This window comes from Aquaspirillum serpens DSM 68 (assembly GCF_000420525.1).
Lineage (GTDB): Bacteria > Pseudomonadota > Gammaproteobacteria > Burkholderiales > Aquaspirillaceae > Aquaspirillum > Aquaspirillum serpens.
On record NZ_ATVC01000006.1, the window covers coordinates 40,230 to 66,694 of the forward strand.

22 protein-coding genes are annotated in these 26,465 nt (G+C 51.9%); 16 read left to right on the forward strand and 6 right to left on the reverse strand.

Features of this window, described 5'->3' with window-relative positions:
• The first annotated feature begins 4 nt into the window (after positions 1 to 4).
• From greB to G465_RS0102490, 3 genes are read left to right on the forward strand one after another with little or no spacing between them, the layout of a single operon-like run.
• Complete coding sequence (greB, locus tag G465_RS0102480) at positions 5 to 472, forward strand: transcription elongation factor GreB (RefSeq protein ID WP_040399031.1); 468 nt, start codon at positions 5 to 7, stop codon at positions 470 to 472.
• A complete protein-coding gene (locus G465_RS0102485; RefSeq protein ID WP_022652905.1) occupies positions 472 to 2,202 on the forward strand; it encodes an autotransporter assembly complex protein TamA in 1,731 nt (576 codons plus the stop codon). Before greB ends, G465_RS0102485 begins: the two co-directional genes overlap by 1 nt.
• On the forward strand, positions 2,203 to 6,048 hold the full coding sequence (locus G465_RS0102490) for a translocation/assembly module TamB domain-containing protein (protein ID WP_022652906.1): 3,846 nt from the start codon (positions 2,203 to 2,205) through the stop codon (positions 6,046 to 6,048).
• Here G465_RS0102490 and G465_RS0102495 read toward each other — a convergent pair.
• The gene (locus G465_RS0102495; protein WP_022652907.1) at positions 6,045 to 7,430 is read right to left on the reverse strand and encodes an N-acetylmuramoyl-L-alanine amidase; all 1,386 of its coding nucleotides are present in this window, start codon (positions 7,428 to 7,430) and stop codon (positions 6,045 to 6,047) included. The genes G465_RS0102490 and G465_RS0102495 overlap by 4 nt on opposite strands.
• A complete protein-coding gene (tsaE, locus tag G465_RS0102500; protein ID WP_022652908.1) occupies positions 7,406 to 7,879 on the reverse strand; it encodes a tRNA (adenosine(37)-N6)-threonylcarbamoyltransferase complex ATPase subunit type 1 TsaE in 474 nt (157 codons plus the stop codon). Before tsaE ends, G465_RS0102495 begins: the two co-directional genes overlap by 25 nt.
• Before the next feature lie 36 nt (positions 7,880 to 7,915).
• On the opposite strand from tsaE, the gene queG reads away from it, so the two are divergent.
• Positions 7,916 to 8,971 carry a tRNA epoxyqueuosine(34) reductase QueG gene (queG, locus tag G465_RS0102505; RefSeq protein ID WP_027405102.1) on the forward strand — a complete coding sequence of 352 codons (1,056 nt, stop codon included), beginning with the start codon at positions 7,916 to 7,918 and terminating at the stop codon, positions 8,969 to 8,971.
• 51 nt (positions 8,972 to 9,022) lie between these two features.
• Positions 9,023 to 9,838 carry a glutamate racemase gene (gene murI / locus G465_RS0102510; protein ID WP_022652910.1) on the forward strand — a complete coding sequence of 272 codons (816 nt, stop codon included), beginning with the start codon at positions 9,023 to 9,025 and terminating at the stop codon, positions 9,836 to 9,838.
• Positions 9,839 to 9,843: 5 nt separating this feature from the next.
• Here murI and G465_RS0102515 read toward each other — a convergent pair whose 3' ends face one another.
• The 3 genes from G465_RS0102515 to G465_RS0102525 form a co-directional block, all read right to left on the reverse strand.
• The gene (locus G465_RS0102515) at positions 9,844 to 10,296 is read right to left on the reverse strand and encodes a GNAT family N-acetyltransferase (RefSeq protein ID WP_022652911.1); all 453 of its coding nucleotides are present in this window, start codon (positions 10,294 to 10,296) and stop codon (positions 9,844 to 9,846) included.
• A 5-nt stretch (positions 10,297 to 10,301) separates the two neighbouring features.
• Complete coding sequence (locus tag G465_RS0102520; protein WP_022652912.1) at positions 10,302 to 10,718, reverse strand: MaoC family dehydratase; 417 nt, start codon at positions 10,716 to 10,718, stop codon at positions 10,302 to 10,304.
• A 103-nt stretch (positions 10,719 to 10,821) separates the two neighbouring features.
• Entirely contained in the window at positions 10,822 to 11,916 is a 1,095-nt protein-coding gene (locus G465_RS0102525; RefSeq protein ID WP_022652913.1) for an RNA-guided endonuclease InsQ/TnpB family protein, read from the reverse strand.
• Between the two features lie 428 nt (positions 11,917 to 12,344).
• On the opposite strand from G465_RS0102525, the gene G465_RS0102530 reads away from it, so the two are divergent.
• The 8 genes from G465_RS0102530 to greA all read left to right on the forward strand — a co-directional run bounded on the left by G465_RS0102530 (position 12,345) and on the right by greA (position 22,470).
• Positions 12,345 to 13,094: an electron transfer flavoprotein subunit beta/FixA family protein gene (locus G465_RS0102530; RefSeq protein WP_022652914.1), complete on the forward strand. Its 750-nt coding sequence runs from the start codon at positions 12,345 to 12,347 to the stop codon at positions 13,092 to 13,094.
• A gap of 3 nt (positions 13,095 to 13,097) precedes the next feature.
• Positions 13,098 to 14,039, forward strand: a complete 942-nt coding sequence (locus tag G465_RS0102535; protein ID WP_022652915.1) for an electron transfer flavoprotein subunit alpha/FixB family protein — start codon at positions 13,098 to 13,100, stop codon at positions 14,037 to 14,039.
• A 110-nt stretch (positions 14,040 to 14,149) separates the two neighbouring features.
• Entirely contained in the window at positions 14,150 to 15,943 is a 1,794-nt protein-coding gene (locus tag G465_RS0102540) for an acyl-CoA dehydrogenase C-terminal domain-containing protein (RefSeq protein ID WP_022652916.1), read from the forward strand.
• Positions 15,944 to 16,027: 84 nt separating this feature from the next.
• Positions 16,028 to 16,465, forward strand: a complete 438-nt coding sequence (locus G465_RS0102545; RefSeq protein WP_022652917.1) for an acyl-CoA thioesterase — start codon at positions 16,028 to 16,030, stop codon at positions 16,463 to 16,465.
• A gap of 310 nt (positions 16,466 to 16,775) precedes the next feature.
• Positions 16,776 to 17,906, forward strand: a complete 1,131-nt coding sequence (carA, locus tag G465_RS0102550) for a glutamine-hydrolyzing carbamoyl-phosphate synthase small subunit (RefSeq protein WP_022652918.1) — start codon at positions 16,776 to 16,778, stop codon at positions 17,904 to 17,906.
• A gap of 29 nt (positions 17,907 to 17,935) precedes the next feature.
• Entirely contained in the window at positions 17,936 to 18,586 is a 651-nt protein-coding gene (gene leuE / locus G465_RS0102555) for a leucine efflux protein LeuE (protein ID WP_022652919.1), read from the forward strand.
• A gap of 74 nt (positions 18,587 to 18,660) precedes the next feature.
• Positions 18,661 to 21,861 (forward strand): carbamoyl-phosphate synthase large subunit, encoded by a 3,201-nt coding sequence (gene carB, locus G465_RS0102560; protein WP_022652920.1) that lies wholly within the window; start codon positions 18,661 to 18,663, stop codon positions 21,859 to 21,861.
• 132 nt (positions 21,862 to 21,993) lie between these two features.
• A complete protein-coding gene (gene greA, locus G465_RS0102565) occupies positions 21,994 to 22,470 on the forward strand; it encodes a transcription elongation factor GreA (RefSeq protein ID WP_022652921.1) in 477 nt (158 codons plus the stop codon).
• 77 nt (positions 22,471 to 22,547) lie between these two features.
• Here greA and yhbY read toward each other — a convergent pair whose 3' ends face one another.
• Positions 22,548 to 22,859, reverse strand: coding sequence for a ribosome assembly RNA-binding protein YhbY (yhbY, locus tag G465_RS0102570; RefSeq protein ID WP_022652922.1), 312 nt, complete (start codon positions 22,857 to 22,859; stop codon positions 22,548 to 22,550).
• Between the two features lie 61 nt (positions 22,860 to 22,920).
• Between yhbY and G465_RS0102575 the strand changes: the two genes are divergently transcribed.
• The 3 genes from G465_RS0102575 to folP all read left to right on the forward strand — a co-directional run bounded on the left by G465_RS0102575 (position 22,921) and on the right by folP (position 26,460).
• Complete coding sequence (locus tag G465_RS0102575) at positions 22,921 to 23,538, forward strand: RlmE family RNA methyltransferase (RefSeq protein ID WP_022652923.1); 618 nt, start codon at positions 22,921 to 22,923, stop codon at positions 23,536 to 23,538.
• 83 nt (positions 23,539 to 23,621) lie between these two features.
• Positions 23,622 to 25,535 carry an ATP-dependent zinc metalloprotease FtsH gene (ftsH, locus tag G465_RS0102580; protein WP_022652924.1) on the forward strand — a complete coding sequence of 638 codons (1,914 nt, stop codon included), beginning with the start codon at positions 23,622 to 23,624 and terminating at the stop codon, positions 25,533 to 25,535.
• A gap of 85 nt (positions 25,536 to 25,620) precedes the next feature.
• On the forward strand, positions 25,621 to 26,460 hold the full coding sequence (folP, locus tag G465_RS0102585; RefSeq protein ID WP_022652925.1) for a dihydropteroate synthase: 840 nt from the start codon (positions 25,621 to 25,623) through the stop codon (positions 26,458 to 26,460).
• Positions 26,461 to 26,465 lie beyond the last annotated feature (5 nt).

Sequence of the window (26,465 nt, forward strand, 5' to 3'; positions counted from 1 at the left end):
CTATATGACGCCAGCTGGTTGGCAGCGCATGAAAGATGAGCTGTACCAGCTGGTGCATAAAGAACGGCCCGAAGTGGTGAATGTGGTGAGTTGGGCCGCAGGAAACGGTGATCGCTCAGAAAATGGCGACTATCTGTATGGTAAGCGGCGATTGCGTGAAATTGATCGCCGCATTCGGTTTTTGACCAAGCGGTTGGAAATCGCCGAAGTGGTGGATCCAGAAACCCGCGAAGCCACCGATCAGGTGTTTTTCGGCGCGACGGTAACGGTATGGCGGCAAAGTGGTGAAGAACAAACGCTGTCGATTGTTGGGATTGATGAAGTGGATCTCAGCCAAGGGCGGGTGAGTTGGATTTCACCGATTGCGCGCACCTTACTCAAGGCGCGAGAAGGCGATGTGGTGCGTTTGCGTACCCCTGCTGGGTTTGAGGACATCGAAATCCTCGATGTGCAGTACCGGAAATTACCGTGATGCGCTGGCGTGGGGTGCTCGGTGTGCTGGGTGGATGGCTGCTGTGTGCGTCAGCATTGGCGGCGCCGCAGCTGGTTATCCAACTTGCCGATGATTCATTGCGTAGCCTGTTAGAAAAACATCTGGAAGTGATGCGCTGGCGCGGTGATGACCGCGTCAGTGAGGCGCAGTGGCAGCGCTTGTTACAACAGACACCGCAACATATCCATGATCTATTAGCCAGCGAAGGCTATTTTTCCTCTGTTGTCCGTTTGGACGATACCAGCCACCCACCCCGTTTTATCGTTGAATTAGGCCCACAAACGACCATCGGCGAAGTGCAATTTCAGCTCGAGGGCGAGATTGCACAACGCGATGATTATGCGGCACGGCGGCGGCAAATGCGGCTGGCGATGGGGTTAGAACGGGGCTTGCCTTTTACCAGTGCGTTGTGGGCCGAGGCGAAAAAAAAGGGGCTGCAACAGCTGTTAATTGATCGCTATCCGGCGGCAACACTGACGTTTAGCCAAGCAGAGGTTGACCCTGAAACCGCGCAAGCCAAATTAGTCTTACGCTATGACAGCGGTGTCCCCTACCGTCTAGGTGAAATCAGCATTGAGGGGTTGCAACGCTATCCCGACACCGTGATTCGCCACCTCGCCCCGTTTCAGACTGGCGACGATTACCGACAAGACAGCCTGTTAGATTTTCAAACCGCTTTGCAAAGCACGCCCTATTTTGCTCGGGTGTTTGTGGATAGTGATGTCAGTTTGGCACAGGCCCAACAAATTCCGGTTCGGGTGGCAGTTGAAGAAGGGCCACAACAGCGTTTTGCTTTGGGGGCCGGCTATAGCAGCAACACCGGCTACCGTAGCGAAATCAACTATCGCCATCATAATCTGTTCGGTTGGGGCTGGATGGCCGAAGCGGGGTTGAAATGGGAACAGAAGCAACAGCAGCTTGAATTGGGTGTACGGCTACCTGTTGATGAAAAAGGCTATCGTCACCGCTTTGCCTTTGTGGAAGAACGACAAGATTTAGAAAACCTGCCATTACAACGCGACAAAATTTCACTCAGCCGCAGCCGACAACGTCAGCAAATCGATACCACGCTGGCGTTGCAATACCAACGCGAACGGGCCGAACCGATTGCGGCACCGGTTCGGCGAACACAAGTGTTATGGGCCAACTATGTGTGGAGTCAACGGCAACTGACGCCAGCCCTCAACCCACAGCGCGGTTACGCGTGGCAATTCGAGCTGGGCGGCGCGGTGCGTGGCGCTTTGTCTGATACGTCAATGGTGCGCGGTTATGCACGCGGTGTGCGTTATCTCCCTCTGCCGGAACGGCGTTGGGGCTATCTGTTATTGCGTGCCGAGGCGGGGCAAGTGTGGGCAGAGCAAGGGGCGGAAGTTCCCACCGATTTGTTATTTCGTATCGGTGGTAGCCAAACCGTTCGCGGCTATGATTTTGAAAGTCTTGGCGTACGACAAGGACAAAGTGTGTTGGGCGGGCGGGTGATGATGGCGGCCAGTGCGGAATATGTCTATCCGATGACCCCACAGTGGGGCAGCGCCGTTTTTATTGATGTCGGTGATGCCACTAGCCATTGGCCGGCTTTAAATTTAAAACGCGGTTATGGCGTGGGGGCACGTTGGGCCAGTCCCGTTGGCCCTTTGGCTTTGGACGTTGCCTATGGCGAAGCGACCCAACGCTGGCGCTTGCATTTTGCTTTGAATATGGGGTGGTAAGTGCGACGCTTGCTGCGATGGGGAAGTGCTGCTTTCTTGCTTGGGCTGGCCGGCTTGTTGTTGATCTTGGGGCTACTCAGCAGCGAGGGCGGTAGCCGGTGGGTAGTCGATCAGCTCAATCGTTGGGGACAAGGCGTGGTTTCTATCGCCGATAGCCAAGGAATTGTGACCCAACAATGGCAGGCGCAGGGCATTGTTCTGACCTTACCGACCATACAAGTGCGCCTTTCCCAATTGCGTTGGGATTGGGATTTTGCGGCCTTGAGGCAAGGTCAACTGCATTGGCGGCAATTACAACTTGGGCAGCTACATATTACCAGCCAAGCGGATGATACCCCGCCACAGGCTCCGACCGATTTACAACTGCCGTTGGCGGTGGCCGTCGATCGCTTTGAACTGGCCGCGTTGTTATGGGGGCCAGAACAGACGCTGTTGATGCAACAAGTGGCGTTGCGTTTTGGCAGCGATGGCCGACAACATCAATTACAACTGCAACAACTCGATAGCCCACTTCTTCTGACACAAGCACAAGGCCGTCTCCGCCTCGATGGCAAAGCCCCCTTCCCACTGCAAGCCGATATTGATTTTCAAGCAGGACAAGCCACCGCCCACGGTACCCTCGCCTTGCGCGGTCAATTAGCACGCATCGGTGTTGCCTTACAGGCTCGCCATGCCAGCGATTTCAATAGCCATCTGCAACTGACTGCTTTTCCCTTTGCCGCTGCGCCGTGGCAAAAAATCGCTTGGTTACAAGGCCATGTGCGGCAGTTTAATCCGCAACAGTGGTTACCGACTTTACCCGCTGGGCAATGGCAAGCCGAGTTTCGGGCACAGGGCGATCAACAGGCGATGCAAGGCGAATTTTGGTTAGACAATCAACAGCCGGCCAAGTGGGGGAAGGGTGTGCCGGTGCGGCGCATTGAGGCGAGATGGCAATGGCGCGAACCGAAGCTGATGTTTGACCACTTCACAATCGATACCCTCGGCGGGCCATTACAGGCGGCAATGACGGTCAGTGCTGAGCAGCTGCAAGCCCAATTACACACCACACAGCCATTACAACTGGCTCAGTTGGCCCCTGATTTACCGCCGCTACAACCGGCGTTGGATTTACAACTGGCTGGCCCGTGGCAAGCACTGGTATTACAGGCGAAGGTAACCGAACAGCAACGTCGTTTGACGCTTGCCGCTGATTTGGTCGGTGATACTCGGGGCAAATTTGCTTTACAAGCGGTGAAACTGTCACAACTGCGGTTGCAAGATGGGGCAGGTTCACTACAGGCCACAGGGGCATGGCAAGCTGCAACCAGACAGCAGTCGGCACAGCTTGCACTGACCGGCGAATTACAAGGCTTAAATCCAGCGCACTATCATCCAGACTGGCCGCAGGGCAAGCTTGGCTTATCTTTTACCGCCGAAGGGCAATTCAAAGATCAATGGTTAGGAAAACTGCAATTTGCCCTGTTGCCTAGCCAACTGCAACAACAGCCCTTGCAAGGTGAAGGGGTGTTGCAGTGGCAAGCCGAACGCTTACAGGTACCACAGTTATCACTGCGTCTGGGCAGCAATCAACTGTCGCTAGCCGGTGCCTTTGGACAGGTTGGTGACCGATTGACGGCACAGATTAACGCGTCTAACTTGGCTCAGCTGGGTAGTGATTTTAGCGGTCAGGTACAGGCCAAAGCACACGTTGCTGGCCGTTTTACTGCGCCAGAGGTGCAGTTTGAACTACAAGCCAAACAAGTAGTATGGCCGCAATGGTTGAGTGTGGCAGAGGCCGAAGGTCGTGGTGAGCTGCAATTAGCGGCTACCAGTCCATTCAAAATCAATGTGGCATTGCGCCAACTGCGTCTGCCACGGCAAAAAATTGCGGTGTCCCAGCTGTTGTTGCAAGGACAGGGTCAACGCCAGCACCATCAGCTGCAACTGCAAATGACGGCTGATGTCGCAGGGCAAGCGGTACAAAATCAACTGCGGTGGCAGGGGGGATTTCAAGAGCATGATATGACGTGGCGTGGCACATGGCAGCAATGGCAACAACAAGCTGGTGCCTATTCCGTGACCTTAATGGCTCCAACTGCACTGATGATGTCTCCCTCGGCAATCTCGCTAGAAAATGCACGTTTTAAGCTGGCACAAGGTGAACTTAGCCTACAACAGCTGCAATGGCGGCCACAAGGCTGGCAAAGCCGAGGCTGGGCTAAAGGGATAGTGCCGACTTTGTGGCTACCGGCGGTGTGGCTACAACAACCGGATTGGCACTTAGAAAGTCAGTTACAACTGGCCGCAGAATGGAATGTGCAAAACCAAGCAGGGGAATGGCAGGGGCAGGTTAATCTACAGCGTGAACAAGGCGATATCACCGTCGTTCCCCAACACACCGCCAGTCAGCCTTTACCATTACAACTGCGGCAAGCGACATTGCAAGCGGTTTTTGCCCAACAACAACTGACATTGCGGACGCAATGGCAAAGTGTTGCTGGACAACTGACCGCCTCGGCCCAACTGCCACTACGGCAAGGACAGCTCCACCCAGACAGCCCATTACAAGGCCAAGTGCAATGGCAGTTAGCAGATTTAACCCCGATTAGCCATGCACTATGGCCGCAGGGAAAAGCCAGTGGTCAATTATCCGCTGCCTTGACCCTTGGTGGCAGTTGGCAACGTCCTCTGTGGCAAGGTCAACTGTCTGGTGATCGTTTGACGATACAGGCTGAGCAATATGGTATTGCGTGGCAACAGGGCCAACTCCGCGCCCAAATGCGTGATAACCGCTTGCAAATTGAAACGCTGAGCTTTCAAGGGCAGCAAGGCAGTCTGCGTTTACAAAATGGTCAATTTGATTTGCTGGCCGCTCCCGTCCGTGGCAGTGCTGAATTGGTGTTAGATCAACTCTTACTCCGTCAAACCCCATCGCGTGAATTGGTGGTGTCTGGGCAAACTCAAGCGACAGTCGATGCCTCGGGGATACAGCTGTTGGGTAAGTTGGTGGTGGTGCGGGGGATGATGGATGTGCCCGAGGGCGATGCACCACAACTGGCTGCCGATGTGGTGGTGAAAGGTCGGGCTCGTCCGTTGCCTGCGCCGCCGGCCACGTTGCCGTTACAGGTGCAGTTAAATATTAGTCTGCCGGAAGAAGCGTTGCATGTGCGGGGACGGGGGTTGGATGCGTGGTTATCCGGTGAGCTGTTATTAAAAGCCCTTCCCAAACAAGCGCCACAATTAAGTGGTGTGATTCGCGTCGATCGTGGCAAATTCACCGCTTATGGGCAGGAATTAGCGATTGAGCGCGGCGAAGTGACGTTCCAAGGATTGGCGGAGAATCCGGCGCTGGATATTGTCGCCATGCGCCGTGGTTTGGCTGTGGAGGCAGGGGTGGCGATCACCGGCTCAGCTTTACAACCAAAAGCGCGTTTGGTGTCAGAACCTACGGTGCCGGATGCCCAAAAATTGTCATGGTTGATTTTGGGACGGGATAGTTTTGCCGGTGGCAGTAGCGGCGATGTTGGGCTATTGCTAGCCGCTGGCAGTGCTTTGCTATCAGATCGTGATGCTGTGTCGGTGCAACAGCGTATCGCCGATACGTTTGGTTTAGATGAGCTGTCCATCCGCCAAGTCAAAGGCAGCCAAGCACAAAGCCCACAACAACAACTGCTTTCGGTGGGTAAGCGTTTATCCGATGCCCTGTCGATTAGCTATCAACAAAGTTTGTCTGGCACGACACAACTGATGTTGATTAGCTACCGATTGTCAAAACATTGGTCGTTGATTGGGCGGACTGGCTCGGAAAACGCCATCGATGTTTTTTATACCCTACCGTTTGATCGCCCACCTAAGCGGCCCTAACTGCGAGCGACGATTGGGCCGCGATTGGTATAGGACTTAATGCCTTGCAACATGGCATCGGCAATGCGCTCTTGATGGGCGCGATTGACCAGTTTGGCTTCTTCATCGGGATTACTGATAAACGCCGTTTCGACCAAAATCGAAGGAATATCAGGCGCTTTCAGTACCGCGAATCCTGCTTGTTCAACCTGATTTTTGTGCAAGCGGTTAATGCCACCGAGTTGTTTTAACACCGAGTTGGCTAAACGCACGCTGTCGTTGATGGTGGCGGTTTGGGTCAGATCCAGCAGGGTGTGGGCCAGATATTTATCTTTGGTGTTGATTTTCACTCCACCGACCAAATCGGCATCGTTTTGTGTTTGAGCCAACCATTTGGCGGCGGTGCTGGTGGCGCCCTTCTCAGATAAGGTAAAGACTGACGAGCCGCGTGCACTCGATTGAATAAAAGCATCGGCATGAACCGAGATAAATAAATCGGCGCGCACCTGTCGTGCTTTGGCGACGCGAACCCCAAGCGGAATAAAAATATCGGCATCGCGGGTGAGATAGGCACGCATACCAGGCATGGCATCAATACGTTTTTTCAATAAGCGCGAAATCGCCAATACCACATCTTTTTCTCGCGTCCCCGATGGCCCAATGGCGCCTGGGTCTTCCCCGCCGTGGCCTGGGTCGATCATGACTGTAAACGGGCGTGTCCCACGGCTGTTATTTTTACTCGGCTTGTCATCATCGTCTTGATCGCGTTTGCTTTCTCGACGTGGTTTATCGTTTTTATCTGCCTTGGCTGTCTTTTCTGGTTCTGTTGAGTCCGGCTTATCGCCTTTGTTATCGCGTTCTGCTTTTTTCTGATTTTTTTCTGGCTGACTTTGTGCGCTCTTGTCGTCTTTGTCTAAGTCGCCTTTGTTGAATTCATTGAGCAGTGCTAACAGTGGGTCATCGCTGTGGGTTGGGTAGAGATCGATCACCAGCCGATGCCGATATTCCGCCACCGGCGGCAGGGTAAAGACCTGTGGACTGACTTCGTTTTTGAGGTCGAGCACGATGCGTACGGTGGTTGGTGTAAATTGACCCGCCCGTGCTGCACGGATAAAGGGATCGTCAACCACTTGTCCATTGAGCGCTCGCAGCATGGCATTGAGCTGCACCCCTTCCACATCCACTACCAATCGTTCAGGGTCTTTAATGGTGAAATATTTGAACTTCAGAGAATTGGAAGCTTCGAGCGTGACGCGGGTATAGGTGTCCGAAGGCCATGTCCGCACAGCAATAATCTCACTGGCAGCCGCTGCCATACCCACTCGCGACACGGTGAGCAGTAAACCAGCTGCACCCGCTTGTAACAAACGGCGGCGGTTTAGATTGATAGCGTGTTCAGACATGTGCGTCCCGTATCTGTATGAGAAAAAAGCTGCAACACCCGACCCGTATTTTGCACCGCAAGCGAAAGCGTGAGGTCGGGCGGTGGGGTTAAACCGGCGGCCTTGTCGGGCCATTCAATCAAGACCAACGATTGTGGATGAAAATATTCATCAAATCCCGCTTCAAACCACTCATCGGGGTCGGCAAAACGATAGAGGTCGAAATGATACACTTCTGCTTTTGCCAAAGAATAGGGCTCAACGAGGGTATAAGTCGGGCTTTTGACTCGGCCTTGATGACCCAATCCTCGCAGCAAACCACGGCTGAGGGTGGTCTTCCCTGCCCCTAAGTCACCTTGTAAATAGACGGTCATGCCGGCCTGCAAACACTGTGCCAGTGCGTGGCCTGCGGCCAAAGTGGCCTCTTCATCAGGCAAATCAATCGTCAGGCTGTCAAAAGAATAGGTCATAAATGGTAAACAATTTATCAAATAGCGGTGCCGCAAGTGGTTGATTATCGCGGATTTCTTGAGCAAATCAAAGTCTGGGCCGATGAGTTAGGCTTTTCTGGATTATCGATCAGTGCGGCTCGTATTTCACCGGATGCCGTGGCACGTTTGCAAGCATGGTTGGCCGAAGGCTGTCATGGTGAGATGGGCTATTTACAACATCATGCCCATTTACGCGCCGATCCGACGCAACTGGTTGAGGGTGCGGTCAGTATTTTATCGCTGCGGATGCCTTATTTACCGCATTCCCCTGCCGAGGCACAACAGGCGCTTGCTCAACCGCAGCAAGGGTATATTTCTCGTTATGCCTTAGGGCGCGATTATCACAAAGTATTGCGACAACGCTTACAAAAATTGGCAACCCAGATGACAGAATATCTTGGGCCATTTGGTTATCGTGTTTTCACTGATAGTGCGCCGTTAATGGAAGTGGAATTAGCGCAGGCGGGGGGGCTGGGCTGGCGCGGTAAACACACTTTATTGCTCGATGGCCGTGAAGGATCGTTTTTCTTTTTGGGTGAAATTGTGACCGATTTGCCGTTGCCGACAACGGAACCTGTGCCGGCCCATTGTGGGCGCTGCCGTCGTTGTTTAGATGCCTGCCCCACTGGTGCAATTGTGGCGCCGTACAAGGTTGATGCGCGGCTGTGTGTGTCTTACCTGACGATTGAACATCGTGGCCCAATTCCACACCCTCTGCGCCCTTTATTGGGTAATCGCATTTATGGTTGTGATGATTGTCAGTTGGTGTGCCCGTGGAATCGGTTTGCCCAACTGAGTCCCCTGACCGATTTTGCAACTCGTCATCAGCTCGATCAATTAACGCTGGTTGAACTGTTTAGTTGGACTGAGGCCGAATTTGCCCAAAGAATGGCCGGCAGTGCGATCTATCGGATTGGTTTTGAGCAATGGTCGCGTAATATTGCTGTGGCTTTAGGTAATGCGCCTACACAGCCAGAGGTGATTCAGGTTTTACAACAACGGGCGGCAGATACTTCGGATTTAGTGCGGGAACATGTCGGGTGGGCGTTGGCACAACATGGCGTGGTATGATGCCGCAGCCCCTCAAACAGCCATTTGTTTTTTGAAAGTGAGTAAGACGGAATGAGCACAGCCGACCGGCGGCCAATAGGCGTTTTTGATTCTGGGATTGGCGGATTGACAGTGGTTCGCGCATTGATGGACCGATTGCCGTTTGAAGATATTGTCTATTTTGGTGACAGTGCTCGGGTGCCGTATGGGGTGAAATCTGTCGCTACGATTGAAGACTTTACCCGTCAAATTGCCGAGTTTTTGCTACAGCGTGAAGTCAAAGCCTTGATTATTGCGTGTAATACGATGGCGGCGGTGGCGGTTGAGGTGGTGAAACAGGTGGCGGGTGCGGTGCCGGTGCTGGATGTGATTGATGCTGGGGCGCGTGCCGCAGCACGGGTCACGCGTTCTGGGGCGATTGGTGTGATTGCCACGCCGACCACGGTGAATAGCAATGCCTATGCGCGGGCGATTCATCATCTTCATCCTGATGTGCGGGTGTATTCGCAAGCCTGTCCGTTGTTTGTGCCGTTGGTGGAAGAGGGATGGCTAGATCATCCGGTAACGCGGTTGACGGCGGAAGAATATCTGAAGTCTGTGTTAGTCGAGGATGTGGATACGCTGGTGTTGGGCTGTACCCACTATCCTTTGATTAAGCCGTTGTTGCAGCAGGTGTGTGGTGATGAGATGACGATTGTGGATTCTGCTGTTACCACTGCTGAGGCCACCGCCCGCCGCTTGAGTGAGCTTGGTTTGTTGAATCCCCAGCGAGAGATGCCAAACTATCACTATTATGTGACAGACATTCCTTTACGCTTTCAAAGCATCGGCGAGCGTTTTCTAGGCCGCTCAATTCGACAACTTGAAATGGTGCGGCTGGGGAGTTAAGAGGATTAAGACAGCTTGCGCGTGAAGTGAAACGAGCTGATGATAAAGCCGTGACGGAAGTAGAGGCGGTGGGCATCGGTGCGCCAAGTGCCAGAGTCGAGTACCGACCATTCTGCACCTTGTGCTTTCGCGTGAGTTTCACACCAATTTAATAACAGACTGCCAATTCCCTGCGCCCGGGCGGCCTCGTCGGTGACCAGATCATCGACATACAGCCGTAAATTCTCGTAGGTATTCTCGTATAAACGGTACAAAGCCAAGCCTACGACCACTTCATCTTGTACCGCCACCACCATTCTTGCCCCACCAGCAAACACCCTTTGCATTTTTTCGGCATAGGCTTCTGGCAACATCGGGCGCAGTTGGCGATGGACCGCTGCAGCACGTTCTAGCCACAGCGGTTCGAGAATCTGCCCTTGTCCATCGGTAATCGCGATGATGTGTGCAGAACTCGCCATCGTGATTAACCTTTGCTTGGTGCCATCACAACCGCTTCACCGTCGATAACCACATTGCCTTTGACGGTGCACACGGTAGAGAGGGTGACACGTTTTTTCGCAGGATCCAGTGCCGTCACGGTCACTTTTGCTGTCACGGTATCACCGATACGAACAGGGGCTTTGAATTTCAGGTTTTGACCGAGGTAGATGGTGCCGGGGCCGGGCAGACGGGTGCCTAACACGGTGGAGATAAAACCTGCCGACAACATGCCGTGAGCGATACGACCTTTGAACATGGTGGTTTCTGCGTATTCGGCATTGATGTGAACAGGGTTGTCATCACCCGACACTGCAACGAACAACAGCACATCGGCTTCGGTAATGGTTTTTGCGTATTCTGCGCTTTGGCCAATGCTGAGATCTTCAAAGTAACAAGTCATTTTGTATCCTGTGCAAAACATGTTAATCAAATTGGTGCAGTGCTAGATTCTGTGCCAGTTATTGCAGAAAGGCAATTTAAGATTCTTTGACTTCCTCCCTGCCCTAAAGAGCGGGGATTCCTGCTGCCAGACGGCGAAGTCCCGCCGCGAGAATGTTTTTGGCAGCGTTGGTATCGCGGTCGTGTGTTGCGCCGCATTCGCTGCAAATCCATGCTCTTATTCGCAAACTTGCTCTACCTTTCGGACTGCTAGCGGGAATTTTCCCGCAGCACGAGCAGGTTTGGGTTGAAAACGCTTCGTTGATTTCCTCGAACACCACACATTGCCTCATGGCCTTGTACTTGAGTTGTGTTCTGAACGTTGTCCATGCCGCATCGTGCACCGATTTTGCCATCGGTGTTTTTGCTAAGGCTTTGGCGTTCACGTTACCAACGAAGATGATGGCGTGAGCTTTGACCAGCCGTGTCGTTTCTTTGTGGATGGCATCTTTGCGCTGGTTGGCGATTTTGGCGTGTATCGCTCTCACACGGGCTTTTTTTCGTGCGCGTTGCGCAATACCAAGCGCTGCCTCTGATTCGCGATACCACTGTTTTGGCTCAAATTTGCCGCCGTTGCTGTCTGTTGCAAGGGTTTTTAAACCCAGATCAATCCCGATGGCTGACGCGCCATATTGAACCGGCTTGGCTTCGGTTTGACACTTGACCACCACGTTGAGATACCAACGACCACGAGAATCTTCGTTAAAACTGCCTGCTCGGAATTCGTATTTTGACAAGCCGTAGGAATCCCACAAACTCATGTGGATACCCTTAAAGCGAACTTGGCCATTTTTGTAGGTTAACGCACCTTTTTTAAAGGGGATCCAGCCGAGTGAGTATTTGGGGGATGTCTTGTTGCTGACACGCCAATTCAGACGCTGTTTTTTGAACTGTCTCAGTCGCGTTGCAAATTCTTCACAAACCGCTTGTTGGGTGCTTGAGCCAATATAAACACCATCGCATTTGCTGAAACCGTTGGTGAGTTTTTGCAGATCAAACCCCGATAACCAACGCTGCGGCTTATTCGTATAACGTCGCAAGCTTCGATACTGCGTTTCGTTGCAAAAATTCCAAACCGTATTCACATCACGCGCCATCGCCAGCAACGCTTTCGCGTGCTTGTCTTTGATGCGTAGTTTCAGGGTTTTGACGGTTTCCATGACAGAATTATAGCAAGCTGTTGTGATGAGCTGATTGATATTCAGAGATTAACAAATCATCCCGCTAGGCCGCTTGCAGCGTCCGCACTCTTGACCTTGGGCTGAACCCCGAGGCTTTCCGCGCATTGGGTAACCATTTCTTGCTGTGCGGAATAGATGATGGCCCAGATCAGAAAATCTGTTTCGCAAAACTTAACGAGTTGTGGCCAATTGTTGCAAGAAGGGGTTCTGCTCTTGCCAAGCATAGACCAGCCGAATAACAATCGGGGCTATCGTTAAGCAGCCGTTTACACCGGCTTGTTTTCACGGTATAAGTTAAACGCTCGTTTAAGTGGGTGCGATGGGAACCTTTGCTTCCGTCGATCGCTCACAAACAAGAGCGCTGGGCTGTGGGCGCAGCCAAACAATCAGAATCGTCTTGGAGGCATATGAAAGTTCTCGTCGCTGTAAAACGCGTTGTCGATTACAACGTAAAAGTTCGGGTCAAAGCTGACGGCTCGGATGTGGATATTGCTAACGTCAAAATGTCGATGAATCCATTTGACGAAATCGCCGTTGAAGAAGCTGTGCGCTTAAAAGAAGCCGGCAAAGCAGGCGAAATCGTTGTGGTGTCGATGGGACCCAAGCAATGTGAAGAAACTTTGCGTACCGCGTTGGCGATGGGTGCTGACCGTGCTGTTCACGTTGAAACCGATGCGGTGTTGGAGCCTTTAGCTGTAGCCAAGCTGTTGAAAGCGGTTGCAGAAGAAGAGCAAGCACAGCTGATCGTATTGGGTAAACAAGCGATTGACGACGATTGCAACCAAACCGGCCAAATGCTGGCAGCACTGATGAATATCGGCCAAGGCACTTTTGCCTCGAAAGTCGATCTGGCTGATGGCAGCGTCAACGTCACCCGCGAAATTGATGGTGGTTTAGAAACCGTGTCGTTGAAGTTGCCTGCTGTGGTGACGACCGACTTGCGTTTGAATGAACCACGCTATGTCAAACTGCCAAACATCATGGCAGCGAAGAAAAAACCACTGGCGAAAAAAGCCCCTGCCGATTTCGGTGTGGATATCACCCCTCGTTTAACGACTTTGAAAGTGGCCGAGCCTGCTAAACGCTCCGCTGGAATTAAAGTTGCCTCCGCTGCCGAATTGGTCGCGAAACTGAAAAACGAAGCAAAGGTGCTGTAAGCCATGGCTATTCTTGTTATTGCTGAACACGACAATGCCTCGATCAAGTCGGGCACTCTGAATACTGTGACCGCTGCCAAAAAAATCGGCGGTGACATCCACGTTTTAGTCGCAGGTGCAAATGCTGCCGCTGCTGCCGCTGCTGCCGCCAAAATTGATGGTGTGAGCAAAGTGTTGTTGGCCGATGGCGCTAACTTGGCTCATCCTTTGGCTGAAAACGTAGCGCCTGTTGTGGTTGAAGTGAGCAAGGCCGGTGGCTACAGCCATGTGCTGGCACCTGCAACCACCACAGGTAAAAACGTGTTGCCACGCGTGGCAGCACTGTTAGATGTGGCACAAATCTCTGACATTATCGCTGTCGAGGCTGCCGATACTTTCGTGCGTCCTATCTACGCCGGTAACGTCTTGGCCACAGTGAAATCTGCTGATGCCGTTAAAGTGATTACTGTCCGTACCACTGCTTTCGAAGCGGCTGGCGAGGGCGGTAACGCTGCGGTTGAAAACACAGCCGCTGGCGCTGAAGCAGGTTTGTCTAGATTTGTTGGTGCTGAACTGACCAAGTCGGATCGTCCAGAACTGACCGCAGCAAAAGTGATTGTATCCGGTGGTCGTGCTTTAGGTTCTGCTGAACAATTCAGCGCAGTGATCGAACCTTTGGCTGATAAGTTGGGTGCTGCTGTTGGTGCGTCTCGTGCTGCTGTTGATGCGGGTTATGCACCAAACGATTACCAAGTCGGTCAAACCGGTAAAGTGGTGGCACCTCAGCTCTACTTGGCGGTGGGTATCTCTGGTGCGATTCAGCACTTGGCAGGGATGAAAGATTCCAAAATTATTGTTGCTGTCAACAAAGACGAAGAAGCCCCGATTTTCCAAGTGGCTGACTACGGCATTGTGGGCGACCTGTTCTCGGTTGTCCCTGAGTTGATGAGCGAATTGTCGAAGTAATTGTAGTCCGACTCGTCCACGACTAAGCGGTCTATCAAGCGGCCATCTGTTCCTGTTATCGGGGTGGTGGCCGTTTTTTGTATCCGGAATAAATTGAGGAGCATAAAAAAATGAGCTATCAAGTCCCTTTGAAAGAGATTCGCTTTGTAATGAATGAGCTGGCTGATCTGCCAGCCGTATGTACTTTACCCGGTTATGAAGACTGCAACGTCGAGTTGGTGGATGCCATCACCGAAGAAGCAGCGAAATTTGCCGAAGGCGTGTTGGCACCCATCAACTGGGCGGGTGACAAAGGTAATAAGTGGGAAAACTATACCGTTACCACCGCCGAAGGGTTTAAAGAAGCCTATCAACAGTTCCAAGAATCTGGCTGGGTGGGGTTGCGTGCACCGGCTGAATTTGGTGGCCAAGGTCTGCCAGCATTGGTGGCGATGGCAACTGAAGAAATGTGGTGTGCTTCCAACTTATCGTTCTCGTTGGCACCTCTGCTGACTTTGGGCGCAATCGAGGCGTTGAATCATCATGCTTCTGAAGAATTAAAAGCTGTCTATCTGCCTAAAATGTGTGAAGGCGTATGGACTGGCACCATGAACTTAACCGAACCACAAGCGGGTTCGGATTTAGCACAAATCCGCTCAAAAGCCGTGCCTCATCCTAGTGGTGATGGTTCGTATCTGGTTACCGGCCAAAAAATCTTTATCACTTGGGGTGAGCATGATATGGCCGAGAACATCATTCACTTGGTGTTAGCGCGTCTGCCAGATGCACCGGCTGGGGTGAAAGGGATTTCCCTATTTGTGGTACCAAAATACTTGGTCAATGCCGATGGTAGCTTAGGGGCGCGTAACGATGCCCGCTGTGTGTCGATTGAACACAAATTAGGCATCCACGGTAGCCCAACTGCGGTGATGAGTTTTGGCGATGAAGGCGGTGCCGTGGGTTATCTGGTGGGCGAAGCCAATAAAGGCTTGGGCTATATGTTCACCATGATGAACCATGCGCGCTTGGGTGTGGGTGTAGAAGGGATGGCGATTTCCGACCGTGCTTATCAAAAAGCGGTTGAGTATGCGCGTGACCGTGTGCAGTCGCGTGAATTAGGTTCAAGCGATCCAAACGGTGTTGCCATCATCCGTCATCCTGATGTGCGTCGGATGTTGATGACCATGCGTTCACAAATCGAGGCGCAACGTGCGTTGTCGTATTACACCGCCACTGCCCTCGACCGCGCAGCAACCCATCCTAATCCAGAAGAGAAAGCCCGTAATCAAGCCTTGGTCAACTTCTTGATTCCAATTGTGAAAGGTTGGAACACCGAGCAAGCCAACGAAATCACCTCCCTCGGGGTGCAAGTGCATGGTGGTATGGGCTTTATCGAAGAAACCGGTGCAGCACAATACTATCGTGATGCACGGATTACTGCGATTTACGAAGGCACCACCGGTATTCAAGCCCTCGACTTGATTGGCCGTAAAACCTTTAGCGAAAACGGTGCGACAGCGCGTGCTGTGTTGGCTGAAGTGCAAGCGGTGGCGGATAAATTGGCTGACTTGGGCGAGGCCTTCGCACAAACTCGTCGTAACCTTGAAGCAGGTATTCAAGCTGCCGGTGAGTGTGTGGAATTTATCTTGGCAAAATTTGGCAACGAACCTCGCTTGCCTGCGGCCGGTGCCGTGCCCTTCTTGAAGCTGATGGGGATTTTGTTAGGCGGCTGGCAAATGGGCCGTGCAGCGTTGATTGCACAGGCGAAGTTGGCAGAAGACGGTGCGGATGCTGAATTCTTGTCGGCTAAGTTGGTGACTGCACGTTTCTACGGTGAACATCTGTTGCCACAAATCGCTGGTTTGGCTCCTGCCATCCTGCAAGGTGCAGAATCGGTGATGGCTTTGGATGAAGCATTGTTCTAAGCCGATGTGAGTATTACCGTAACACCTAAGGGGACTCGCGTAGTCCCCTTTTCTTTTAAAAAAATTACAGCGAGGAAATGAGACATGGATAAGCATTATCCGGAGATTGGCCGCGAAACAATCACCATGCGTTGGGGTGATATGGATGCGGTTGGGCATTTAAATAACACCTATTATTTTCGCTATTTAGAGCAGGTGCGGATTAACTGGTTAGATCGCATGGGGTTGTCGATTAACCCTGAATCCACTGGCCCAGTGATTGCTCATACTGGTTGCACGTTCAAACGTGAATTGACCTATCCTGCAACAGTGGAGGTCACCATTGAGGTAGAAAAACTGGGCCGTTCTAGCTTAAAACTGCGCCATCACTTTTACCGCCAAGGCGATCCTGAGACGGTCTATGCGATTGGTGAAGCCACTTTGGTGTGGGTAAACTATCAAACAGGGCAATCTATCCCGTTGCCCGAGGTGATCCGAACACAGGTTGCAGCGGCATTGGCCGCAGCAGAAAACCAATCCTAAATGTTAAACAACTGCCGCAGGGTGTTGATAAAAATTGGCAAAACCCGCTAAAAGCCGATGGCAACGCCTTTTAGCCGGTTAGATGATGGGATTGATTTTTTTCGATCAACCGTGTGTTGACTGCACTTGGCGAGATTCTCCGCAAAACATTGCGTCGGCAAACCGCCATCGTGCCTAATTTGCGCAACACCCCGCCTAGCGGCTATAATTAAAGGGTTTAAGAAAACGGGACGGGCGAATGCGCCTTGTCCCGTTCTTCATATCTATCGCTTGTATTTTCCGCTTTCGCCATACCTACCAGGAGCAACTCGTGACCCAGACTCCCGCCCTTCTTGCGCTCGCCGACGGAACCCTTTTCCGTGGCGTGTCGATCGGCGCGACCGGCCACACTGTCGGTGAAGTGGTGTTTAACACTGCTATCACCGGTTATCAGGAAATCCTGACCGATCCGTCCTATACCCGACAACTCGTGACTTTGACCTACCCACATATTGGTAATGTGGGTGCTAATGCTGAAGATGCGGAATCCAACGGTGTGTTTGCCGCTGGTTTGATTATCCGCAATCTGCCCTTGCTGCATTCGAATTTCCGCGCTGAAGAATCGCTCTCTGCCTACCTCGTTCGCAATCAAACTGTCGCCATCGCTGATATCGACACCCGTAAACTCACCCGCTTATTGCGTGAAAAAGGCGCTCAAGCCGGTTGTATCATGGCAGGTGAGATTGACGAAGCAAAAGCCGTTGAACTGGCTCGTGGCTTTGGTTCGATGGCAGGGCAAGATTTGGCGCAAGTGGTGAGCTGTACCGAACCTTATCCTTGGAACACTACCGAATGGAAACTGGGTCAAGGTTATGGCCAAACCACCGACGCCCCTTTCCATGTAGTTGCCTACGATTTTGGTGTCAAACACAATATCTTGCGTATGTTGGCAGAACGCGGTTGTCGTCTCACTGTCGTGCCAGCTAAAACCTCGGCGCAAGAGGTGCTCGCCTTAAACCCTGATGGTGTGTTCTTGTCTAACGGCCCGGGCGATCCCGAACCGTGTGACTACGCGATTACTGCTATCCAACAACTGTTAGCAACCAATCTGCCGATCTTCGGTATTTGTTTGGGGCATCAACTGTTGGGCTTGGCCAGCGGTGGCAAAACCAGCAAGATGAAATTTGGTCATCACGGCGCCAACCACCCTGTGCAAGATTTAGACAGTGGTCGGGTGATGATTACCAGCCAAAACCACGGCTTCCAAGTGGACGAAACCAGCTTGCCGGCGAATGTCCGTGTCACCCATCGCAGTTTGTTTGACCACACTGTGCAAGGGATTGCTTTAACTGATAAGCCTGCGTTTAGCTTCCAAGGCCATCCTGAGGCCAGCCCTGGCCCCCATGATGTTGCCTACCTGTTTGACCGTTTCATCAATAACATGAAACAGGCGCGTGGCTAAAGCGCAGCCATTTTGCAGGAACAGGAACCATGTTTGGCATTACTGATTTGACCACTTACGTTCTCGGCACGCTCTTTATTGTGTTGTTGCCGGGGCCCAATTCGATTTATGTGCTGTCTGTCGCAGCACGACGTGGTGTGCGCCCTGCTTATGCTGGGGCGTGTGGCGTATTTACAGGTGATGCCATTCTGATGTTGTTATCCGCGACGGGGGTGGCGGCGGTATTGAAGACCGTGCCGGGGCTGTTCTTTGTGCTCAAATATATCGGCGCGGCCTACCTCGCATGGATTGGGCTCAATATGCTCTACTCGGCTTGGAAAAACTGGCGCACACCTGCTGCCGACAAGCCCGCTGTGGCCGAGCCCAAACTGGATGCGAGCCATCCTTTCCGGCGCGCATTAGTCATCAGCCTGTTAAATCCAAAAGCGATTTTGTTTTTTGTGTCTTTCTTTATTCAGTTTGTTGACCCAACGTATCCCTACCCTGCGCTGACTTTTTTGATGTTGGGTAGCATTGTGCAGCTGTGTAGCTTCACCTACTTAAGCATCATTATTTTTGTGGGCGCCCGTTTGGCCGCGAGTTTCCGCCGTCATCGCAAATTGGCGGTATCCATGGCAGGGGGTGTTGGGGCAATGTTTATTGGCTTTGGTGCCAAACTGGCGACGGCTAGCCTAAATTAAGACACACACCGACACGGCGTCGCCGTTGTCGGTTCCACTTTCAAAGATTCTGTCATTCTACGAGAACTGAGTCCATGCCAAAACGCACCGACCTCAAGAGTATCCTGATTATCGGCGCCGGCCCCATTGTGATTGGGCAGGCGTGTGAGTTCGATTATTCCGGCGCCCAAGCTTGCAAGGCCTTGCGAGAAGAAGGCTATCGCGTCATTTTGGTCAACTCAAATCCAGCCACGATCATGACCGATCCTGATATGGCTGACGTGACCTATATCGAACCGATTACTTGGCAGATGGTAGAAAAAATCATCGCCAAAGAACGCCCAGATGCCATCTTGCCGACGATGGGTGGGCAAACTGCATTGAACTGTGCCCTCGATTTAAGCCGTCATGGTGTATTGGAAAAATACAAAGTTGAGTTGATTGGCGCGACAGAAGACGCCATCGATAAAGCAGAAGATCGCGGTCGCTTTAAAGAAGCGATGGAAAAAATTGGGTTGTCTTGCCCTAAATCGTTTGTGTGCCACACGATGGAACAAGCCCTCGATGCACAAGTGCAAGTGGGTTTCCCAACCTTAATTCGTCCTTCGTTCACCATGGGCGGTTCTGGTGGTGGTATCGCGTATAACAAAGAAGAATTCTTGGCGATTTGTGAGCGTGGTTTCGAAGCCTCGCCGACTCATGAGCTGTTGATTGAACAATCGGTACTCGGTTGGAAAGAGTACGAAATGGAAGTGGTGCGTGATCGTAACGATAACTGCATCATTATCTGTTCAATTGAAAACTTCGACCCAATGGGTGTGCATACCGGTGATTCGATCACTGTCGCACCAGCACAAACGCTGACCGATAAAGAATACCAAATCATGCGGAATGCCAGCTTGGCGGTGTTGCGTGAAATTGGTGTCGATACCGGTGGTTCAAATGTGCAATTTGCGGTGAATCCTGATAACGGTGAAATGATCGTGATCGAGATGAACCCACGGGTCTCGCGTTCTTCGGCGTTGGCGTCGAAAGCTACTGGTTTCCCGATTGCTAAAGTGGCGGCAAAATTGGCCGTGGGGTATACCCTCGATGAGCTGAAAAACGATATTACTGGTGGTGCCACACCCGCGTCGTTTGAGCCTTCCATCGATTATGTTGTAACCAAAATTCCACGTTTTGCATTCGAAAAATTCCCACAAGCGGATGACCGTTTGACTACCCAAATGAAATCGGTTGGTGAAGTGATGGCGATGGGCCGTACTTTGCAAGAATCGATGCAAAAAGCGTTGCGTGGTTTGGAAACCGGTTTATGTGGATTTGATGAGCGGACACAAGATCTCGATGTGATCCGTCACGAAGTCGGCTCTGCTGGCCCTGAGCGGATTTTGTATGTAGCAGATGCGTTCCGTGCCGGTTTGTCGCGTGATGAAGTGTTCGATATTTCCAAAATCGACCCTTGGTTCTTGGCACAAATTGAAGACATCGTTGCCGAAGAGCAAACCTTAAAAGGTCGCACGGTGGAATCGCTGGCCGCAGACGAATTGCGCCGTTTGAAGCGTAAGGGTTTCTCCGACCGCCGTTTGGCCGCCTTATTGGGTACCGATCAAGGTGCCGTGCGTGCTCACCGTTGGGCATTGAATGTACGCCCAGTGTATAAGCGCGTTGATACCTGCGCCGCTGAATTTGCAACCAACACCGCCTATATGTATTCCACTTATGAAGAAGAGTGTGAATCACAGCCAAGCGATCGACAAAAAGTGATTGTCTTGGGTGGCGGGCCTAACCGCATTGGCCAAGGGATTGAGTTTGACTATTGCTGCGTTCATGCGGCATTGGCGCTGCGTGAGTCGGGTTTTGAAACCATCATGGTTAACTGCAACCCTGAAACGGTGTCAACCGACTACGATACCTCCGACCGTCTCTACTTCGAACCACTGACGCTAGAAGATGTGTTGGAAATTGTGAACGTGGAAAAGCCGTTCGGCGTGATCGTGCAATACGGTGGTCAAACCCCGTTGAAACTGGCCCGTGCCTTGGAGGCGAACGGGGTGCCAATCATCGGTACCACGCCAGACATGATTGATTGTGCAGAAGACCGCGAGCGTTTCCAAAAATTACTGGCCGAGTTGAATCTGAAACAGCCACCTAATCGGACGGCCCGTACGCCAGCAGAAGCCATCCAATTGGCTGCTGAAATTGGCTATCCGTTGGTGGTGCGTCCTTCGTATGTGTTGGGTGGTCGGGCAATGGAAATTGTCCACGAACAGGCCGACCTCGAACGCTATATGCGTGAAGCGGTGAAAGTATCGAATGACAGCCCTGTGTTGCTCGATCGCTTCTTAAATGATGCGATTGAAGTGGATGTCGATGCTATCAGTGATGGTCAGCGTGTCATCATCGGCGGCATTATGCAACACATCGAACAAGCCGGTGTGCACTCTGGCGACTCGGCATGTTCGCTGCCGCCATACAGCTTACCAATGGAAATTCAAGATGAGATTCGCCGCCAAACGGTAGCGATGGCCAAAGCCTTGAATGTGGTTGGTTTGATGAATGTGCAGTTTGCGGTACAAGGTTCGACTATCTATGTGTTGGAGGTGAATCCTCGTGCTTCGCGGACGGTGCCGTTTGTGTCGAAAGTGACCACGCAGCCATTGGCTAAAATTGCTGCCCGTTGCATGGCTGGTCTGTCCTTGGATCAGCAAAATGTTGCTGGTGAGGTGATTCCACCTTATTACGCTGTTAAAGAAGCGGTTTTCCCTTTCATTAAATTCCCCGGCGTTGATACCATTCTGGGGCCAGAAATGAAATCGACCGGTGAAGTGATGGGCGTGGGCAAAACCTTTGCTGAAGCTTATGTCAAAGCGCAAATGGGAGCCGGTGAGCGTTTGCCAAAACAGGGTACTGTGTTCTTGTCGGTGCGGGATTCTGACAAGGCAGGGGTGGCGGATGTGGCACGCGAGCTGTTGGCGCTGGGTTTTGATTTGGCGGCAACGCGTGGTACAGCACAAGCCATTACCCAAGCTGGTTTAGCGGTGAAACAAGTCAATAAAGTGGCCGAAGGCCGCCCACATATCGTGGATATGATTAAAAACGGTGATATCCGTTTGGTCATCAATACCGTTGACGAAAAACGCCAAGCCATCCACGACAGCCACTCAATCCGTCGTTCTGCCCTGCAAATGCGCTTGCCGATGTATACCACTTTGGCGGGTGCCAAAGCGGTGTGTATTGGGATGCAGCACTTGGATGAGTTGGACGTGTATAGCTTACAAGACCTTGCCCGTCTCTAAACACTTTGCCATTCGGCATTTTCCGGCTACAATCGCCGGCAATGTCTAAAACCCGTCGAGCCGCCGTGACTTTCACGGCGGCTCACGTTTTTATTAAAGCAGTTGAACAAGCTGCTGTTGGAGAATGACACCATGATCAAAGTCCCCCTGACCGTGGTCGGTGCCGAGATGCTCAAAGCCGAATTGCAGCGATTGAAAAGCGTCGAGCGCCCCAGTGTAATTGCTGCGATTGCTGAAGCACGCAGTCACGGTGATTTGTCTGAAAATGCGGAATATGACGCAGCAAAAGAGCGTCAAGGATTTGTTGAAGGCCGGATTGCGGAAATTGAAGCAAAACTGTCCAATGCACAAATTATCGATCCCAAAACCATCGAGGCTGAGGGGCGTATCGTATTTGGTGCGACGGTTGAGCTGATGGATTTAGAAACCGAGGAAACGGTGCGTTATCAAATCGTCGGTGATGATGAAGCGGATATCAAAGTTCGCAAAGTCTCGGTGAATTCACCGATTGCACGTGCGTTGATCGGTAAAGAATCTGGCGATATTGCCGAGGTGCAGGCCCCCGGTGGTGTGCGCGAATATGAAGTGCTCGACGTGCAATATCTGTGATGGATGCGGTGTGAGTTGGACTGAGCAGAAAAATAAGGCGAGCTAGATTGAGCTCGCCTTTTGTCTGTCCGAAAAAATTAGGCTTTTTTCACTTTCGGCAGGGTGACTTTTTCTTTGTCCGAAGGCCGCCAGATGACCAACAACTTACCAATGTGTTGTACGGGCGCGGCATCAAGCTCATCGCAAATTTGTTCCATCATTGCCGTGCGTTGTTCGCGATCATCACCTTGCACCCGAATTTTAATCAACTCATGTGCATCAAGGCTGATGGAAATTTCGCGCATCACAGGATCGCTTAAGCCTTGGTTGCCTATCATTACGACAGGGTTGAGGCTGTGGGCAAGGCCTTTGAGATATTGCCGTTCGGCAGGGGTTAATTCGATTTTCATGGTGTAAGTCTGGCAAAAACCTTGATTTTACCCGACTTTTTGCCGTCTAAAGAGGAAAGATATGGCGCGCAGTAAAAGCAGTGCCGCGTGGTTAAACGAGCATGTGCATGATCATTGGGTGCAACAAGCACAAAAAGACGGTTACCGTGCACGTGCTGCCTATAAATTGCTGGAAATTAACGAAAAAGATCATTTGATTCGGCCTGGGATGATGGTTGCCGATTTGGGCAGTGCTCCCGGCAGTTGGTCACAAGTGGCGGCGCGAATTTTGGATGGTCGAGGGCAAGTGTTTGCTTTGGACATTTTGCCGATGGATCCTGTGCCGGGGGTCGAGTTTATTCAAGGCGACTTTCGTGAAGATGTCGTTTTAAATCAATTCCTCACGCTTTTAGCAGATCGTCCGCTAGACCTTGTGCTTTGCGATATTGCCCCCAACATGTCAGGCAACCGCACGGCTGACCAAGCACGTTCCGCCCATTTAGTTGAGTTGGCGCTTGATTTCGCGCAAACCCAACTGAAACCCGGTGGAAATTTCTTGGTCAAAGTGTTTCAAGGTAGTGAGTTCGCCAGTTTTTTAGCTGCGATGCGTCAAAGCTTCACCGAGGTAATTTCGCGTAAACCGAAGGCATCTCGTGATCGTTCAAGCGAAGTCTATTTGCTTGGGCGTGGGCGGCGCTGACACTTGCTGGTCAGCAAAGAGTACAATAGACCCGAGCGTGAATGTTTCACGTGGTGGGAGTGAGCAGGGGAAGGAGTCCGCTCTTGAACAATATTGGTAAAAATATCGCTATCTGGGTGATTATCGGTCTGATTTTAATGACTGTATTCAACCAGTTTAATCGCCGCCAAGAAACCCAAAATCTGGTGGACTACTCACAATTTATCACTGAACTGCAATCAGGACGTGTGCAGTCGGTGACCATCGAAGGCCACCCGTTACGCGGGCAATGGCTGCGTGGGCGCTATACCGGTGGGTCGAGTTTTACCACCTATGCGCCCTACGACCCGCAGTTAGTCAACGATCTGATTAAAAACAATGTCCGCTTTACTGCCAAACCAGAGGAAGAGCCTTCATTCTTAATGAACCTCTTTATTAGCTGGTTCCCGATGTTGCTATTGATTGGGGTGTGGGTGTTTTTCATGCGCCAAATGCAAGGCGGTGGCAAGGGCGGTGCGTTTAGTTTTGGCAAAAGCAAGGCGCGTATGCTCGACCAAGACAGCAACACAGTGACGTTTGCTGACGTGGCTGGCTGTGATGAAGCAAAAGAAGAAGTCAAAGAAATCGTCGATTACTTGCGCGACCCAACACGCTATCAAAGTCTAGGGGGCCGCGTGCCACGCGGTATCTTGCTGGCGGGTTCCCCTGGTACGGGTAAAACGTTGTTGGCCAAAGCGATTGCAGGCGAGGCAAAAGTGCCTTTCTTCTCAATCTCGGGCTCTGACTTTGTGGAAATGTTTGTCGGTGTGGGGGCGGCTCGTGTTCGCGATATGTTCGAGAATGCGAAAAAGAACTCGCCTTGCATCATTTTTATTGATGAGATTGATGCCGTTGGTCGCCAACGCGGTGCCGGTTTGGGCGGCGGTAATGACGAGCGCGAACAAACCTTGAACCAGTTGTTGGTCGAAATGGATGGTTTTGAAACCAATACCACGGTGATTGTGATTGCCGCGACTAACCGTCCCGATGTTCTCGATCCTGCTCTACAACGTCCGGGTCGTTTCGACCGTCAAGTGGTGGTGCCATTGCCAGATATTCGGGGTCGTGAGCAGATCATCAATGTTCATATCCGCAAAATCCCGATTGGCAATGATGTCAAACCGGAAATTCTGGCACGTGGTACCCCGGGTTTTTCTGGTGCTGATTTAGCTAACTTGGCCAATGAAGCCGCGCTGTTTGCTGCTCGCCGCAACAAACGCATGGTGGACATGGAAGATTTTGAGGCGGCCAAAGACAAAATCATGATGGGCGCTGAGCGTCGCAGCATGGTGATGTCCGAAGAAGAAAAGCGCAATACCGCGTATCACGAATCGGGTCATGCGATTGTCGCCAAGTTGTTGCCGAAGTCCGATCCTGTCCACAAAGTCACGATTATTCCTCGTGGCCGTGCGTTGGGTTTGACCATGCAATTACCTGAACAAGATCGTTTTGCCTACGACCGCAACTATTTGTTGGATCGGATTGCGATTTTGTTCGGTGGTCGGATTGCCGAAGAGTTGTTCATGAATCAGATGACGACCGGTGCTTCCAACGACTTTGAACGTGCCACGCAAATGGCGCGTGATATGGTGACTCGGTATGGCATGAGCGATAAGTTGGGCCCGATGGTCTACGGCGAAAATGAAGGCGAAGTGTTCTTAGGTCGATCTGTTACGACACATAAGAACGTATCCGAAGCCACTATGCAGCAAGTCGATGCAGAAATCCGCCGCATTATTGACGAGCAATATGCCTTGGCTCGCCGGCTGTTGGACGAAAATCGCGATAAAGTCGAAGCCATGACCGCCGCGTTGTTGGAATGGGAAACCATTGATGCAGACCAAATCAACGACATCATGGATGGTCGTCCGCCTCGTCCACCTAAACCAAGCGGTTCGATGGGGGTGAGCAATACGCCTTCCTCGCCTAGCAGCGGTTCGGCACCCGAAGTCACGGTGACACCGGCGCAGGAGCATTGATCCCTAAGGTCTTTTGACATGACACCAGCGGCAGCTTTCTGCCGCTGGTGTTGTTTTTGCTCTCCGTTTTTGTAAGCACACATCTATGCAGATTCTCAACTGTGGTCGGCATCAACTGTCGTTGTCCCATCCGTTGGTGATGGGCATTCTCAATGTCACACCCGATTCTTTTTCAGATGGCGGTGTGTATTGCAAACCTGATCAAGCTTTACAACAAGCCGAACGCCTGCTGCAAGCAGGGGCAGCGATTCTTGACATCGGTGGTGAATCTACGCGACCGAATGCTGCGCCAGTGTCGATTCAAGAAGAAATGGATCGTGTGTTGCCGGTATTGGAAGCATTACAAGGCTGTGGTGCAGTGTTATCGGTTGACACGCGCCGGACCGTAGTGATGCAGGCAGCGTTGGCGATTGGGGTGGATCTCATTAATGATGTATCGGCCTTAGAAGACGAGGGTGCCTTAGCGACGGTGGCACCTCATTCCGCAGCAATTTGCTTAATGCACAAACAAGGAAATCCTGACACTATGCAGCGCGCACCGCACTATGACCGCGATGTGGTGTTAGACGTGGCAGATTACTTACAACAGCGTGTCAACGCCTGTGAGTCCGTTGGGATTGCCCGCGAACGTTTGTTAATTGATCCTGGGTTTGGGTTTGGTAAAACATTGGCGCACAATCTGCGACTGTTGGCGCAGTTGCCGTTGTTGACAGAGTGTGTCCCTCTGCCATTGTTAGTCGGGCTATCGCGTAAGTCGATGTTGGGGCAAATCTGTGATGAACCGGTGGCAACCGAACGGTTGGGCGCCAGTGTGGCGGCGGCGTTGTGGTCGGTACAATATGGCGCAAAAATCATTCGCGTCCATGATGTGAAAGCCACAGTGCAGGCGTTAAAAGTGTGGCAAGCGGTGACCGAGTACGCATAACGGAA